This window comes from Rhodococcus antarcticus, from assembly GCF_026153295.1.
In the GTDB taxonomy this organism is placed as follows: domain Bacteria; phylum Actinomycetota; class Actinomycetes; order Mycobacteriales; family Mycobacteriaceae; genus Rhodococcus_D; species Rhodococcus_D antarcticus.
Map to the genome: position 1 here is coordinate 1,311,917 of NZ_CP110615.1, position 15,554 is coordinate 1,327,470.

Here is a 15,554-nt window from a genome sequence, read left to right on the forward strand (position 1 = left end):
TCTCGTCACCCCGCCGGCGGGGCTGACGGCGGACCAGGTCGCCGATCGGGTCCGCGGCGGGCGGACGAACGCCTACGCGGTGAGGACCAGTCGCACAGTGGCGGACATCGTGCGAGCCAACGTGCTCACCGTGTTCAACGGGCTGCTGCTGGTGCTACTGGTGGTCATCCTCGCGACGGGGCGCTGGCAGAACGGGTTGTTCGGCCTGGTGATCATCGCGAACTCCGCGATCGGTGTCGTGCAGGAGCTGCGGGCGAAGCGGACCTTGGACCGCTTGCAGGTCGTCACCGCACCGACAGCCCGAGTGGTGCGGGCGGCCGTGGTGCAGGACATCGCGGTGAGCGCGGTCGTCCTTGACGACCTGCTGGAGCTGCGGTCGGGTGACCAGGTACCCGTGGACGGCGTGGTCACGGTGTCGGCGGCGCTGGAAATTGACGAAGCGCTGCTGACCGGCGAGTCCGAGCCGGTGACCAAGCAGCGTGGTCACGACGTCCGGTCGGGTTCGATCGTGGTCGCGGGACACGGCCGAGTCCAGGTCACCGCGGTCGGGGCAGACACCTACGCGGCGGGGCTCGCAGTCGAGGCGAAACGCTCGACACTGACCCACTCCGAGCTGGTCGCGGGAACCGACCGACTGCTGCGGTGGATCTCGGTGGTGATGTTGGTCGTCGCGCCGATCCTGCTGTTCAGCCAGCTGCGCAGCCCCGACAACCACGGCTGGCAGGACGCGGTCACCGGGACCGTGGCCGCCCTGGTCGGCCTGGTACCCGAAGGACTGGTGCTGCTGACGAGCCTGGCGTTCGTGCTGGCCACGGTGGCCCTCGCCCGGCAGCAGACACTCGTCCAGGAGCTGCCCGCCGTGGAAGGTCTGGCCCGGGTCGATGTCGTCTGCCTGGACAAGACCGGCACCCTCACCGAGGGTGAGCTCACCGTGGAGCGGGTGCAGCAGCTGGATGACACAACCGCGCACGACGTCCAGCAGGCGCTGGCCCTGGCCGCCGGTGATCCCGAGACCAGCGCGACGTCCAAGGCGCTCGCGGCGCACGTCGGGACCTCGACCTGGGCACCGCTCGGTTCCATCCCGTTCTCCTCGGCCCGCAAATGGGGCGCCGTCACCGTCCGCGGTCATGGGACCTGGGTGCTCGGCGCCCCCGAGATGGTGTTCCCCGACCCGCTCGACGAAGCGCAGACTCTGGCCCGGTCGGCCTCCGACGAGGTCGCCGCGCAAGGCCGGCGGGTGCTGATGCTCGCCCACTCCGAGACGGCGCTCCACGGGCCCATCAACGAGAGCGGCGAGCCCGACACGAGCGTGTCGCGCGACCCCGGGCAGCTGCCCTCAGGTCTACAGCCCGTGGCCCTGGCGGTGCTGACCGAACGGGTGCGGTCCGACGCCGCGCAGACCCTGCGCTACTTCACCGACCAAGGTGTCGCGCTCAAGGTGATCTCCGGTGACAACCCGCGCACCGTCGGAGCTATCGCGGTGGAGGTAGGAGTCCCCGGGGTGCACTCGGCGGCCGACGCCGTGGACGCCCGCGGGCTGCCCGAGGACCTCGACCGGCTCGGTGACGTCCTCGGGGAGCACAGCGTGTTCGGGCGCATCTCGCCGCAGCAGAAGCGCAACGTGGTGGCCGCGCTGCAGCGCCGCGGGCACGTGGTGGCGATGACCGGCGACGGGGTCAACGACACCCTGGCCCTCAAGGACGCGGACGTCGGGGTGGCGATGGGCAACGGGGCACCCGCCACCCGCGCTGTCGCGCAGCTCGTGTTGCTCGACAGCGCGTTCTCCCACCTGCCCGAGGTCGTGGCGCAGGGCCGGCGGGTCATCGCCAACATCGAGCGCGCCGCGAAGCTCTTCGTGGTCAAGAACGTGTATTCGCTGGTGCTGGCGGTGGCGTCGGTGGCCACGTCGAGCGCGTACCCCCTCGCCCCGATCCAGCTCACCCTGATCTCGACGATGACGATCGGGGTGCCCGGGTTCTTCCTGGCACTAGGACCCAACCAGCGCCGCTACGTTCCCGGCTTCCTGCCGCGGGTGCTGGCCTTCGCCGGTCCCACCGGGCTCATCGTCGGAGTCGCCGCCTACACAGGTTTCGGCGTGACCCGGCTACTCGACCCCGCCGCGGGGGTCGACGGTGGCCGCACGACCGCTACCCTCACCGTCCTGATCACCTCGCTCTGGATCGTGACCGTGCTAGCCCGGCCCTTCACCGGGTGGAAGATGCTCCTGGTCGCATCGCTCGCGGGGGTACTCGTTCTCGTCGTCGCGATCCCGGCTCTCGGCACGACCATCTTCCTGCTCCACCCGACCCCCAACCGGGGTCTCCTCGCCGCCGGTATCGCCGCCCTCGCCTGCCTCCTCGTCGAGGCCACCCACCGAGTCCTCGCACGACGTGTCCCGGAGCGGCCGCAGCGATCCGAGTCAACTGTCGACAAGGGGTGATGCCGTCGCCCGCTGTCGGCAGACAAGACCGGCACCCTTCTAAGGGTGGTACCGGTGCTCGAACCACCGCGGCGGGGCCATTCTGGTCACTTCGGTCCCGGGGGATGCTCCTGACGTCATCGTGGACCACGAGCGTCGACCACGGAGGAACCTAGGCTTTCGTCGAGGAAGTGATGGACGTCGCGCTCGTTGGAGCTGGTCGGCTCTGCCGCCCCGACGTCCGGCCGGTTGGGCAGCATGTGCAACCACGTGGGGGCAACAGCACGACGGAGGACCTCGACGAGTCCGGCCGGACCATCCAGCTCAGCATGCTGAGCACAGTGCTCGGCTGTCGTCCCGGTAGATTACCGGCCAGGTCATCGCGGTGGACGGTGGGCTGATGGGCCGGAGCCCGATCGCCGAGACGCGATGCCCCACGCTCCCGGCCTGAGTGGTGCTGAACCGCCGAGCACCCGGACCCGAGGACGAGCCGCAGCCACTCGCTGGGGGCCGCGGCGCCGCGGTGGGCACGTCCGAGTCCGAGCGGCCGAACCGCGGTAGGGGTGGCTTTCGGCTGCACCCCGTGGGGCTGGCGGTGGCCGCGCTGTTCGTCGCGTGGGCCATGACGCCGTCGCTGATCCCTCGCGACTGGTTGTTCCAGGGGCTGGTCAGCGGGGTCACCGGGGTGCTCGGCCACGGACTCGGGGTGGTGATCGCCGTGCTCAGCCGGCGCACCCGTCTGGCCGCGTGGCTGCGTGGCCGGCCGCGGTGGCTGCGGGCCACCGGGTGGGGGGTGCTGATCGTCGGCGTGATCGCCACGGTCGTGGTCATGACGGTCGCCGCGGCCCGCTGGCAGCGTGCCCTGGGCGCCTTGATGGGGGCCGACATCCCCACCACACCGGCCTACCTGCGCTGCGGGGCGATGCTGGTGGCGGTGTTCATGCTGCTGCTCCTCACGGCCCGCGGCCTGCGTGTGGTGGCACGCCTGCTGGCCCGAGGGTTGCACCGCTGGGTGCATCTGCCCCGGCTGCTCGCCGGTGGGGTAGCGGTAGGTGCACGCGGTGGCCTTGGACGCGCTGGTCGACGCGGCCGTCGTCGCGTACGCGAGCTGGGCGCACGGTTCGCCGACCATGCTCGTGCACGCCGCGACCGCGCCCAACGCCGTGGCCGCGGTGCTTCCCTCGCTGCCGCAGGCACTATGGCTCAGCAGCTTCGACGCCGCCTGGTCGGCGACGGCAGCAGTGTTCGCCGCCTACCGCCCGGCCGCCCCCCGACAGGTGCGCACTGAGGTGACCACCCCCGCGGACGTGCTCGCCCGCGCCGTTGCCCACGGCGGGGAACACGTCATCAAGCTCGCGGACACCGCCCTGGGCTCGCACGAACGCACCAGCTCACCCCGCGCACTGACCGCCGCGCCGGCCGCCATCGAGCTGGACGCCTGAGGCCCGCCGATCACCCACGTGCTCACCTGCGCCGAAAGGACCGGCTCCGCGTCGTGGTCACAAGGCGATCGTCACGCGGAGCGTGAACGTGTGACCGATGGGACACCGGGCACGTGTCGGGGCTGGAATCTTGCGTCGCGGCGGCTCTGGCGAAGCTCGGGTTTCGCGAGACGGGTGGGGCTGCGCGCGATGCCGTCCAGGTGACAACCTGCTCACCGTGCGAGAGTGCTGAACTGAGCACGTCGCCCACCGGAGACCCAGACGGGGGACGGCGCCACCCCCACCCCGAATGAGGAGAGCTTTGATCTACATCACCGTCAAGAAGAAGCTCAAGCCTGGCACCGCGGACGCCTACCTCGCGGCGAGTCAGGCATACACCGACGCGACCCGCGCCGAGCCGGGCAACAAGTGGTACGAGCACTACCGCAGCGTCGACGACCCCGACACGATCCTGACGATCGAGGCCTTCGACGACGCCGCGGCCGGCGAGGCGCACGTCAACTCGGAACACTTCGAGCAAGGGGTCGACGGCGACGCAAAGCAATACATCGCCGAGCGCCCTGACATCCTCTACATCGACGCCGCGGACCGCGACGGCTGGGACAAGATGTCGGAGTTCTGAGCTGATCGATGGGCGCATCGTAAGCGGCATCCCGCTCACCACGATCTCGCCACCTCCCGAGCGCCCCGGCACGAGGCCGTGTCCCCGAAGGTGCGGCAGCAGGTGATGCGGCGTGCAGAACGGCGGCAGCCCGCTGTCCTGAACCACCGGACCACGCAGGATCGCGTCGAGGTCACGGCCAGCGCGGGCCCGGTCGCCCGCCCCATCTTCTGGCTGCTTCCGCTCAGCGTCTCGGTCTCGGCGGCCAGTGACGGCTTGATCCTTCGCGACGTCGACCGGGTTTTCCTGTAGCGCACGATCGTCAGCTGAAGGGTGACGGTCGAGGCGAAGGGCTCCAACACAATTCGCCTGCACCGAGAAGCCTAGGCGAGTTGTGAAAGCCCGCTGGTGCAGCCCCGGACGTTCACGGATAGTTCACGGCGACGTACCTACGCTACGAAATATGGCTCCGGCCTGCGCCGATACCGAGCCAGTTGTGCGCGGCTTTCGAACTCTGGACACGAGTGGACGTTGGTGGACACGTCCTGACTCCTGTTCTGCACGTATTCTGCACGCTGGGCCTGCGGGCGGGTGTTCCTGACTTTTGGCGGGGCGGTCACCTTGTGTTGTGGTCAGCCGGGCTCACCCAGGACGAGCTCCCAGAGGTCGCTCTACGCCGTTCCTGGCCCGAGTCAGGGGCCGTGCGCTCGCGAACCTAGGGCGGTCGCCTGACCTGTACGCCTATCCAGCCTGCTCGTGCGTCACGTTGCTGGGTGTCGGTGATCGTTCTTGGACGCTCTGATCACGGCCGCGGAATGGTGTCTACCTGGGCGGTGTGCGACGGCCCGGTGTCCGGCGGGGCGTTGAGTGTTGAGGCGGCTACCACGTGATTCGCCCGCTGGTCAGCCTGCTGCTGACCGGAGGTGGTCAGGCGGGACGGCTTGTTCGGGGCGCCCACCAGTACCGGGCCCGAGGCCAGCGTGACTGCACCGTCCTGCAGGACTCACCCGGGTGGAACGAGCAGGGGCCGTCGGTGAGTCCTTCCTGTACGTCGATGTCCGCGCCGACGCCGCTCCCGACGTTGCCACCGCCTGCCGTCTTGCAGCAGGCTCTCATCGGCCCTACACCGTCCTCACAAACAGCACCCGGAGAACCACCATGGACCAACCCCGATGACCGCCCCGGCACCCCAACCGCTGGCCCGGGGTGAGGCTCCCTTCGACATGTCCGGCATCGAGCGGGACGCGACGGGTCTGGCCCACTACACCGGTCTGCCAGCATCGTTGACGGCGATGCTGCGTGCCAGCGTCGACCGCAACCCCGACGGTGAGGCCCTGGTCGAGGTGGTCGGCCCGCGGTTGACCTACCAGCAGCTGTGGGACCGCGCGGCCCGGGTCGCCGGTGGCCTCGTCGCCGCAGGGGTAGGTCGGGGCGACCGGGTGGCGAACTTGCTGCCCGCCGGTGTCGACTGGGTGCTGGGGTTCCTCGGCACCCAGCTCGCTGGGGCGGTCGCGGTGCCGGTGAACACCCGCTTCGCCCCACCGGAGGTCGACCACGTGCTCACCGACTCCGGTGCGGCAAGCGTGCTGCGGGTGGGCGAGCCGCTACCCGACGGGGAGCCGTTCGTCGCCGAGAATCAACAGCCCGGTGACCTTGCCGCCATTTTTTACACCAGCGGCACCACGGGGTCGCCCAAAGGGGCGATGACCAGCCACGAGAACTTCCTGTCCAACGTGGAGACCGCGATCCGGGTCATCGGGGTCAACCGGGCGGAGGGGTCCACGACCCGGAACCTGGTGTCGGTGCCGTTGTTCCACGTCACCGGGTGCAACAGCCAGCTGCTCGTCCAGCTCGCCCTCGCCGGCACGACCGTGGTGCTGCCCACCTTCACCGTGACAGCGTTCCTGCGCACCCTGGTCCAGGAGCGCATCGACACTTTGGTCAGCGTCCCCGCTATCTACGCCCTGGCCCTGGCCCACAGCGACCTCGCGACGGTCGACGTGGGTGCGGTCCGTCAGCTGACCTATGGTGGCGCCCCGATCGCACCGGCCCTGGTGCGTCGCCTGCAGGACACGTTCCCGGCCGCATCGGTCGGAAACGGGTTCGGGCTCACCGAGACCGCCTCCATCGCCACGTTCCTGCCCCACGACTGGGCCGCCGACCACGCCGACTCGGTCGGGTTCGCCGCCCCGGTGGTGGACCTGGCCCTGGAGGCGGTGGACCCCGACACCGGGGTGGGTGAGCTCCTCGTCCGCGGCCCCAACGTCGTCCTGGGCTACTGGAACAACCCCGACGCCACCGCGGCGGCGTTCGACCACGGGTGGTTGCACACCGGGGACCTGGCCCGCGTCGAGGACGGGCTGGTCCACGTCGTCGACCGGGCCAAGGACATCATCAACCGGGGCGGTGAGAACGTGTACTCGGTGGAGGTGGAGAACGCCCTCGCCGGGGCACCCGGGGTGGCCGACGCCGCGGTCGTGGCGGTACCCGACGACGTCATGGGCGAGAAGGTGGGCGCCGTGATCGTGACGGCAGCGGGGACACCGTTCGACGCCGAGGTGGTCGTCGACTACCTGCGCGAGCGCCTCGCCGAGTTCAAGGTGCCCCAGTTCTTCCACGTCCGCACCGACCCGCTGCCCCGCAACGCCGGCGGCAAGATCCTCAAGCGCACCCTGCGAGACACCACCCCGTGGGGACCACCAGTGCACGGCCGGTAGAGGTCGGGAGAAGCTGGACAGGTGGGCTGCGGCCCCGGCAGGACTGAGGTGCACCCCATCGACTTCTCCACCGGGGTGCGCGATGGTGGCACGACGATCGGTCCCCAGGGTGGTGACCGACTTCCTGGAGGAGGTCGCATGGCGCAGGTTGCTTCGGTTCGCGGTCCGGTGGACACCGCTGAGCTGGGTTCCACGCTGATGCACGAGCACGTGTTCGTGCTGAGCACCGAGATCCTCGAGAACTACGGCGGCGACTGGTGGGACGAGGAAGCCCGGGTGACCGACGGGGTGGAGAAGCTGACGGCGCTGGTCGAGCGCGGGATCACGACGATCGTCGACCCGACCGTGATCGGCCTCGGCCGCTACATCCCCCGCGTCCAGCGCATCAACGAGCAAGTTCCCGGGCTGAACATCATCGTCGCCACCGGGCTGTACACCTTCGACGAGCTACCGCACTACTTCGGCTACCGGGGCCCGGGCACCCTGCTGGAGGGCCCTGAGCTGCTGGCGGACCTGTTCATCTCCGACATCCGCGAGGGCATCGCGGACACCGGGGTCAAGGCGGCGTTCCTGAAGTGCGTGGTCGAGGAGAAAGGCCTGACACCCGGTGTTGAACGGGTGGCGAGGGCGGTCGCGGCGACCCACCGCGAAACCGGTGTGCCGATCACCGTCCACACCAACGCCGCCCATGAGACCGGAACCATCGCCCTGGACCTGTTCGAGGCAGAGGGGGTGGACCTGACGAAGGTGGTGCTCGGCCACAGTGGTGACTCCAACGACCTGGACTACCTGCGACGGCTGATGGACCGGGGGGCCACGATCGGCATGGACCGCTTCGGGCTGGACATGTTCAACCCGACTGCCGAACGGGTGGCGACCATCGCCGCCCTCGCGGCGGCGGGGTACACCGACCGGATGGTCCTCGCCCACGACGCGGCCTGCTACATGGACTACTTCAGCGGGGCAGCCGCGCAGGACCTGCTGAACCAAGCCGCCCCGAACTGGAACTACAACCACATCTCCGACCACGTGCTGCCCGCGCTGCGGCAGGCCGGGGTCTCCGACCAGGACATCAACGCCATGCTTGTAGACAACCCACGCCGCTACTTCGGCGGCTGAGCCACCAACCTCAGGGCTGGGCGCTCAGGTGTCCCACGGGAGGATCGTCCACCGGTCAGATCGGCGTGGACCAGCTCGCCAGACGTTCGGCGATCTCCGGAACGAGGAGGGATCCATCGACCACGTCCAGGAAGAATCGTTCGCCGACCTCGGGTGAGGGTGCGCGCAGCGCGAGGTCGTTGAACCGCAGGAACAGCTTGGTAGCCGCCCACTCCATGCGCTTGTTGCCGTCCACGAGAGCGTGGTTGCGGGTCAGTGAGTGCATCAGTGCCGCTGCCTGCACCAGCACCGTTGGGTAGGCGGGTTCGCCGAAGACGCTGGCCTGTGGCCGCATCAGCGCGGAGTCGAGCAGGCCGGCGTCGGCGATCAAGAAATCTGTGTCCTCCTCGGCCATCAGCGCAATACCGAGCTCGGTGACGTCCTCCAGGGTGAGGAAGTAGGTCACTGGGCAAGGCGGTGCAGCAGCTCGCGGTCCTCGTCGAGGATGTGCCGGATGAGCCGGGCACGCCGCTCGCCGTGCAGCATCTGTCGGATCCCGTCGATGGCGGCCTGCTGCATCGACGTGCTGTGCACAGTGGCGTAGATACGCAGGGCTTCCGTGTCCTCGTCGGTGAGCCGAAGATTCATTGCCATGTACCGACGGTACCACCCGCGGTACCATAGTTGGCTCGCGTTTCGCGCGCACACGTCATCCCTGCAGGACGTGACAGGAGTCGGCTCAATTCGCGCGGCGGTGCCACACGATGCTCCGGCCTTGGGCGATGTCCACGTGGCCTGCTGGCGTGAGGCTTACGTGCACCTGCTCTCCCCGGCCTTCCTCGCGGCACAGGATGTCCACCAGCGCCGCCGACACTGGGCCCAACGCCTGGCGGCCCCAGGCCCCGGCCTTGCCCTCGTGGCTGTGGTCGACGACCAGATCGTTGGCTCGGCGTCGGCCGCCCCCAGCCGCGACAAGCCACCCGTCCGCGAGGTGGAGCTCGTCGGCCTCTACCTGCTCGCCGCCCACCAGGGCACGGGCCTCGGCCAAGCCCTGCTCTACGCCGCACTCGGGGACCAACCCGCCTCGTTGTGGATGGCCCAGCACAATTTACGCGCCCGCGCTTTCTACGCCCGCAACGGCTTTACCCCCGACGGTGCCCACAAGGTCGAACCCTCACGGGAGCACCTGGACGGTTACCTGCCTGCACCTCACGGAGACCGGCCGCGGGCTCGATCATCGCCAGCCCGAGGCCTGGGCTTGCTCAGCGGTGAGGTCGATCGGATCGCCGTCGGCGTGGGCCCAAATCCGCACACTGACGGGGGCCCGACCCGCGTCCGGGACTGGGGCTTGTGCCGCCACCTCCAGCGGCTCCAGATGTGGAGCGTCACAGTTGATTTTCACAGGTCGAGCGCTGCAATCCGATTGCAAGCCGACCACGTCACCGTAGGTCGACCGAGGCGCTGTCCGACCGGGCTGCGTCCGACCGGGCTGAAGGAGCGCAGATGCGGGCCGTCACCGAACGTCGTGAGTTGTCGAGCATCGCCTACGGGTTCATAGCCTCGAAGGCGTTGTTCGCCGCACTGGGGGTCGACCTGTTCACCCACCTGGCCGCTGGGCCGCGCACCACCGCCGAGCTGTCAGAGGCCACCGGTATCGCGGCGCACCGGCTGGAGACGCTGCTGCACGCGCTGTCGTCGATAGGCGTGATCGTCGCCGAAGGGCAGTCCTTCACCAACGCGCCTGCGTCCCAGCGGTACTTGGTGCGGGGCGCACCTTCCGACTTCGGCGAGTACTTCCGCCTCCAGGTCGCCCAGCAGATCTACCCGGCGCTGGTGCACTTGGACGCCGGACTGGCTGGCACCGGAGTGGCGTTCGACACGTTCGCCGACCTGCTGTCGCGGCCCGAGGAAGCCCGCACGTTCACCGCCGCTCAGCACGCCGGGTCGCGCGCCGCGGCACGCGTTCTTGCCGAACGGACTCCGCTGGGGGGCGCGCGCACGATGCTCGACGTGGGGGGCGGCAGCGGGGCGTTCTCTATTGCCCTGTGCGCACGTAACCCGCGCCTCACGGCGACTGTCCTGGACTTCCCGGCCGTGCTCGACGTTGCCAGGACCTACCGTGACGAGGCCGGCCTCAGCGCGCGCATTGACCTGCTGCCCGGCGACGCCGTGCAGACGCCGTGGCCGTCTGACCAGGACGTCGTCCTGCTGTCCTACCTTCTGAGCGCGCTGGGTGACGCCGAGATCGACGTCGTGCTCGCGAGAGCGCAGACCTCGCTGGCACCTGGCGGCCTGCTGATCGTCCATGACTTCATGCTCGACGACGCCGCGCCAGGGCCCGAGTTCGCCGCACTCTGGTTCCTGCAGTACCTCGCGTACCGCAGCGACGGAGTCTCATTCTCCGCCGACGCCCTCTCCGGGCGGCTGCGCGACCACGGCTTCGTGCCTGCGCCCAGCGAGGTGCTGATCCCCGAGACGACCAAGACGATCCTGTCCAGCAAGGCATCGACATGAGACTTGCCGTCGGCCTGACCCCGCTCGAGACCAGGCGCGACGTCGTGCTGCACGTCGCCACCCGCGCCGAATCACTCGGCTACGACGCGTTCTTCCTGGCCGAGGGGTGGGGGCACGATGCGTCGGTGCTGCTGGCTGAGGTCGCCACCCGGACCAGCCGGATCTGGATCGGGACGGGCGTGCTGAACGTCTGGGGTCGCAGCGCCGCGCAGATGGCCATGCTCGCGACAAGCTTGCACGAGATCTCGCACGGACGGTTCGTCCTTGGCATGGGTGCGGGCAGCCCGGCGCTGGCCGAGGGCCTGCACGACGTGCCGTTCCGCGCGCCGGTGCTTCGGCTCGCGGCGGTGGTCCGTCAGGTACGCGCGCTGCTCGACGGCGAGCGAGTAGCGCCGGCCGGCGGTGGGCGCGGGCTGCGGCTGGCTGTCGGCCCGTCCCCGGTCCCGATCATGCTGGCCGGGCTCGGGCCTGCCGCGATCCGAGTGTGCGGCGAGGTGGCGGACAGCTGGGGACCGTTCCTGTTCCCGGTCTCCGCGCTGCAGGACGGGGTCCAGCTGTTGGAAGACGGCGCCATCGGCCGGACGCTGCCGCAGGTGTGTCCGTTCATTCCGGCGGCGGTGTCACCCGACCCGGCAGAAGCCAGGGCGCTGGCGTCATGGTGGGTCCAGTTCTACCTGACCAGCATGGGGCCGCTCTACGCCACCCGGCTGCGGCAGCTCGGATTCGCCGCGGCCGTCGACGAGGTCATGTCCGGGACCGGGCACACGCCGGAAGTCCTGCTGGACGAGCTGACGCTGTGGGGCGCCGCCGCCGCCGCCCGGCAGGGACTGGAACGCTGGCACGCTGCAGGCACCGACATGCCGATCGTCACCCTCCCGCCAAACCAGAGCGTCGACGAGCTCGACTACATCCTCGACGCCTTCGCCCCCGCCGTCGGGCCGAGCCCCTGATGTTTGGTGTCGTTCGCCGAGGTGATGGTTTTCGCGTGATCTTGGTGTCGGGTCAGGCGCTGAGCGTCGGCACAGTGGTCGGGGTGGGCACCTCCTGCTCGGTGGCGGGTCGGGGTCGGCTGCGGGTGAGGACGTCGCGGCCGAGGTAGCGGCGGCCTTCGGTCCACTCCTCGTGCTGCTCGGCCAGCACGGCGCCCACGAGGCGGATGAGGGAGTCGCGGTCGGGGAAGATACCAATGACGTCGATACGGCAGCGGATCTCCCGGTTCAGGCGTTCCTGGGTGTTGTTGGACCAGATCTGGCGCCAGATCTCCGGGGGGAGGTTGGTGAAGACGAGGGCGTCGGCGCGGGCGGTGTCCAGGCGGCCGGCGACCTTGGGCTGCTTGTTCGACCAAGGCGTCCAGGACCCTGTTGTTCTGGGCCTTGACCGAGGCTGCGTCTTGTTGGTCGTAGACCGAGTGCAGCAGTGCCCGCACCCACGGGCAGGCGTCTCCGGTGGAGCCGGATCCGGTTTTCGGGCCCGTGGGTCTGAGAACCACGCCGCGATAGTGGGTCGTGCCCCCGGATGCGTCGAGCGACCGGCGGAGATTCAGCTCGGTTACGAGGCGAAATAGCGGGCCAACGGATCGCACGGTTCCATGGGCGCTGGCTCAGACCAAGCAACACATCGAGCAACATCCGCCGGTCGTCACCTGCAACGCGTTGATTGCGATCACAGGCGATGGTTCTGCACGCATTCTGCGTAGACGACGGTGCCTGCGGATCATCACTGCAGGTCAAGCGTGGTGCGCGATACTGGGATTGAATCAGGACCCGGCCTGTTTACGGTTCTGGTGTCTGACCTGCAGAAACTGCCCCTGATCAGGCATAACGCCCCGTTGGTCGTGGTGACACTGGTGGACATGGGGTGACTCGGTTGTTCCCTCGGATCGCACGTGGATCGCACGAGGCGAGGAGTGGTGGTGGCCGGGAAGGCGAATCACCGGGGTTTCGGTTACGTCCGAAGGTTACCGTCGCGCCGGTTTCAGGCGTCTTACGTGGGTCCTGACCTTGTTCGTCACACGGGTCTGGAGACGTTCGCGGCGAAGCTTGATGCGGAGGCGTGGCTGGGTGGGGAGCAGCGGCGCCTGGCCACGGAGACGTGGGTGGCGCCGAGCCTGCGCACCGCGGAGGCGTGGCTGGGTGGGGAGCAGCGGCGCCTGGCCACGGAGACGTGGGTGGCGCCGAGCCTGCGCACCGCGGAGGCGCTGGTGGTGGTGGTGCCGGTGACGGTGGGGGAGTACGCGGCGTCGTGGTTGGCGCGGCGGGATCTGAAGCCGAGGGCCCGGGTGCACTACCAGTCGTTGCTGGACCGGCAGATCCTGCCGACGTTCGGGCGCAAGACCCTGGCGCAGGTGACACCGCGGCAGGTCGCGGACTGGCACCACACCCTGGACGAGTCCCGCCCGACGTTGCGGGCGCATGCGTACGGGTTGTTGAAGGCGATGTTCAACTCCGCGGTCGCCGAGGACGAGTGCACGGTCAACCCGTGCCGGGTCCGCGGGGCGAGCGCGACCAAACGGGTGGCGGCGGTGCGTCCGGCGTCCTTGGAGGAGCTGGGTTGGCTGGTGGCGGCGATGCCAGCGCGCTACCGGGTGATGACCTTGTTGGCGGCGTGGTGTGCGTTGCGGTTCGGGGAGCTCACCGAGCTCCGCCGCAAAGACGTCGACCTCACCACCGGGGTGCTCCGGGTGCGTCGGGGGGTGGCCCGCGCCGACGGCGTCATCGTCGTCGGCACACCGAAGTCCGACGCCGGCAAACGGGACGTCGCCATCCCCCCACACATCATCGGACTCCTCACCGACCACCTCGACCAGCTCCAGGACCGGGGGCAGAACGCCCTGCTGTTCCCCTCCGCCGGGGACCCGACCAAGCACCTCGCCCCCGCCACGTTGTACCGGGTGTTCTACACAGCAAGGGTGGCCGCGGGGCGCCCTGATCTGCGGTGGCACGACCTGCGCCACACCGGGGCCGTCCTCGCCGCCGCCACCGGCGCCACCCTCGCCGAGCTCATGAGCCGACTCGGACACTCCAGCCCGGCTGCCGCGATGCGCTAACAACACGCCGCCGCCGGCCGCGACCACCAGATCGCCGCCGCCCTGTCCGCCCTCGCCGCGGTCGAGCGGTAACGAACCGCGGCAAAGCACTCCCGGCTCAGCCCGTTCGTTTTAGGAGCAGCCTGCCCGTGTCGTGAGGCACCCTCTTACCGGACACCAAGCCGGACAAGCGCTAGAGGAAACGCGCTGATGCGCAGTCACCTTTAGGCGTCTGCTGCCCGCCCGGGCAAGCAGGCCCACACCGATTATCTACACCGAGGGCCAGGTCGGCGCCCTGCTGGCCGCCGCCGTCGAGCTGCGGCCACCAATCCGGGCCGTCACGTTTGCGGCTCTGCTGGCGCTGCAGGCCGCCACCGAGATCCGCACCGGCGAGGCGCTCGACGTCGACGTCGACCTTGGCGCCGGGTCCAGGCAGGCGACGTTGACCGTCACCTGGAAGTACGGAAGGACCCGCCTGCTGCCCTTGCACCCGACCGTCGCCGCCGGCCTGAACGGCTACCTCACCACCCGCGCGGCGCTGCTGCCGGCCGCCAAATGCCAGCACTGCTCATCAACACCCACGGGAGGCGTCTGGGCAAGGGCAGCGCCCACCCCACGTAGGAGATTCAACGGCCGCGTCGAGCACCTGCGTGGCTCAGCCCTCGGGTTCCGCAACCTCACCCACTACATCGCCCGGTCGCTGCTGAAAGCCGGCGTTCGGGCCCGTCCTGCCCTCTCGATTGTGAAGAGCCTCTGACCCGAATCCGCGAGTAGTTCGCCGAGCAGGTAGTTGATCAAGATGTTGGCCTGGTTGGGGGTCCGGGCGTGGGGGTGCTGCGCGGTGTCGCCCCGGGTGGGTGGGTTCCGGTTCCTCGGGTCGCTGGGATGGGGTGAGGGGTGTCAGCCGCTGGGGGCGGGTAGGGCCTGCAGGGTGGTCATGACCTGGGGTAGCAGGGTGTGGCAGGGGGTAGTCGCAGGGTGAGGCCGCGGGCGTGGCGAAGGGCCCGGGCGGGCACTCGCAGCAGCTGGTGGCGCAGCCGGTCAACGTGGGCGCGACCCTGCTCACCGGTGTCGATGCCGGTGAGCGCTTGCAGCAGGGTGGGAAGGTTCCCGGCGAGCACCGCGGCCCACATCCACACGGTGTTGTTCTCGGGGTGCCCGGGGGGGAGGTGGAGCCGGTCCATCAGCTCACCGACCGCGAGCACCCCCGCCGATCCGGTCAGCGAGGCATCCGGCGCCCCGAACCGCACCATCCGGCGAGCCCGCTTCCGTGGCCCGCGACTACGCCGAATCTTCGTCACCTCGGGGGTGCCTCCCCGTTCGGTCCAACCATGGCCTCAGCAACCATGATTGTCCCACCGGACAGGCACTCTCGTCATCTCACACACCGACCACGACCGCCACAGACAGCCCTGCTCGCAGATCAGGCGTGAACCGGGCGTGGCGGCCCTCGATGCGTAGTCGATCTTTCTGATGAGCATCGCTGTTGGGCGCTTGTCACACACCGACTGCGGCGGCTACGCTCCGCAAACTCGGTTCGATCGCAGTCGAAGATCGGCTCGTGCGGGGTATCTCGGGAGCGGGACATGGCGCGTCCATTTCTGGTGCCGTTCTCGGGTGCTCCAGACCAGTTTGCGGGGTCGCTTAGCTCGGCTTTCCCCGCTCGTCCCGTAGAGATCACCACCTCGGGAGATTTTTTCGACGGCACATGAGTTGACGGCACATGAATTGACGGCAG

General features: G+C 69.3%; 15 protein-coding genes and 1 pseudogene. 12 read left to right on the forward strand and 4 right to left on the reverse strand.

Annotated features, from left to right (window positions below; genetic code table 11):
- Positions 1–109: 109 nt before the first annotated feature.
- From RHODO2019_RS06455 to RHODO2019_RS06485, 7 genes are all read left to right on the forward strand, one after another.
- Entirely contained in the window at positions 110–2,440 is a 2,331-nt protein-coding gene (locus RHODO2019_RS06455) for an HAD-IC family P-type ATPase (protein WP_265384172.1), read from the forward strand.
- A 562-nt stretch (positions 2,441–3,002) separates the two neighbouring features.
- Positions 3,003–3,707, forward strand: coding sequence for an alpha/beta-hydrolase N-terminal domain-containing protein (locus RHODO2019_RS06460; protein WP_265384173.1), 705 nt, complete (start codon positions 3,003–3,005; stop codon positions 3,705–3,707).
- 1 nt (position 3,708) lies between these two features.
- Positions 3,709–3,861 carry a hypothetical protein gene (locus RHODO2019_RS06465; protein WP_265384174.1) on the forward strand — a complete coding sequence of 51 codons (153 nt, stop codon included), beginning with the start codon at positions 3,709–3,711 and terminating at the stop codon, positions 3,859–3,861.
- A gap of 289 nt (positions 3,862–4,150) precedes the next feature.
- A complete protein-coding gene (locus tag RHODO2019_RS06470) occupies positions 4,151–4,483 on the forward strand; it encodes a putative quinol monooxygenase (protein WP_265384175.1) in 333 nt (110 codons plus the stop codon).
- A 78-nt stretch (positions 4,484–4,561) separates the two neighbouring features.
- Entirely contained in the window at positions 4,562–4,774 is a 213-nt protein-coding gene (locus RHODO2019_RS06475) for a hypothetical protein (protein ID WP_265384176.1), read from the forward strand.
- An 860-nt stretch (positions 4,775–5,634) separates the two neighbouring features.
- Complete coding sequence (locus RHODO2019_RS06480; protein WP_265384177.1) at positions 5,635–7,179, forward strand: class I adenylate-forming enzyme family protein; 1,545 nt, start codon at positions 5,635–5,637, stop codon at positions 7,177–7,179.
- A gap of 138 nt (positions 7,180–7,317) precedes the next feature.
- Positions 7,318–8,298 carry a phosphotriesterase family protein gene (locus RHODO2019_RS06485; RefSeq protein ID WP_265384178.1) on the forward strand — a complete coding sequence of 327 codons (981 nt, stop codon included), beginning with the start codon at positions 7,318–7,320 and terminating at the stop codon, positions 8,296–8,298.
- A gap of 55 nt (positions 8,299–8,353) precedes the next feature.
- Here the strand turns inward: RHODO2019_RS06485 and RHODO2019_RS06490 are convergent, their stop codons facing one another.
- Positions 8,354–8,743 carry a type II toxin-antitoxin system death-on-curing family toxin gene (locus RHODO2019_RS06490; protein ID WP_265384179.1) on the reverse strand — a complete coding sequence of 130 codons (390 nt, stop codon included), beginning with the start codon at positions 8,741–8,743 and terminating at the stop codon, positions 8,354–8,356.
- Positions 8,740–8,931: a hypothetical protein gene (locus RHODO2019_RS06495; protein ID WP_265384180.1), complete on the reverse strand. Its 192-nt coding sequence runs from the start codon at positions 8,929–8,931 to the stop codon at positions 8,740–8,742. The genes RHODO2019_RS06490 and RHODO2019_RS06495 overlap by 4 nt, the downstream gene beginning before the upstream one ends.
- Between RHODO2019_RS06495 and RHODO2019_RS19320 the strand changes: the two genes are divergently transcribed.
- From RHODO2019_RS19320 to RHODO2019_RS06510, 3 genes are read left to right on the forward strand one after another with little or no spacing between them, the layout of a single operon-like run.
- Complete coding sequence (locus RHODO2019_RS19320) at positions 8,930–9,835, forward strand: GNAT family N-acetyltransferase (RefSeq protein ID WP_354005586.1); 906 nt, start codon at positions 8,930–8,932, stop codon at positions 9,833–9,835. The genes RHODO2019_RS06495 and RHODO2019_RS19320 overlap by 2 nt on opposite strands.
- The gene (locus RHODO2019_RS06505) at positions 9,781–10,791 is read left to right on the forward strand and encodes a class I SAM-dependent methyltransferase (RefSeq protein WP_265384182.1); all 1,011 of its coding nucleotides are present in this window, start codon (positions 9,781–9,783) and stop codon (positions 10,789–10,791) included. Before RHODO2019_RS19320 ends, RHODO2019_RS06505 begins: the two co-directional genes overlap by 55 nt.
- A gap of 44 nt (positions 10,792–10,835) precedes the next feature.
- Entirely contained in the window at positions 10,836–11,741 is a 906-nt protein-coding gene (locus tag RHODO2019_RS06510; RefSeq protein WP_265384183.1) for an LLM class flavin-dependent oxidoreductase, read from the forward strand.
- A 52-nt stretch (positions 11,742–11,793) separates the two neighbouring features.
- Here RHODO2019_RS06510 and RHODO2019_RS06515 read toward each other — a convergent pair.
- Positions 11,794–12,223 (reverse strand): annotated as a pseudogene (locus RHODO2019_RS06515) (transposase); the annotation flags it as partial.
- A 474-nt stretch (positions 12,224–12,697) separates the two neighbouring features.
- Here RHODO2019_RS06515 and RHODO2019_RS06520 point away from each other — a divergent pair.
- Positions 12,698–13,837, forward strand: a complete 1,140-nt coding sequence (locus RHODO2019_RS06520) for a tyrosine-type recombinase/integrase (RefSeq protein WP_265384184.1) — start codon at positions 12,698–12,700, stop codon at positions 13,835–13,837.
- A 421-nt stretch (positions 13,838–14,258) separates the two neighbouring features.
- Positions 14,259–14,573 (forward strand): site-specific integrase, encoded by a 315-nt coding sequence (locus RHODO2019_RS06525; RefSeq protein ID WP_265384918.1) that lies wholly within the window; start codon positions 14,259–14,261, stop codon positions 14,571–14,573.
- A gap of 178 nt (positions 14,574–14,751) precedes the next feature.
- Here the strand turns inward: RHODO2019_RS06525 and RHODO2019_RS06530 are convergent, their stop codons facing one another.
- Positions 14,752–15,069: a hypothetical protein gene (locus RHODO2019_RS06530; protein ID WP_265384185.1), complete on the reverse strand. Its 318-nt coding sequence runs from the start codon at positions 15,067–15,069 to the stop codon at positions 14,752–14,754.
- Between the last annotated feature and the right edge of the window lie 485 nt (positions 15,070–15,554).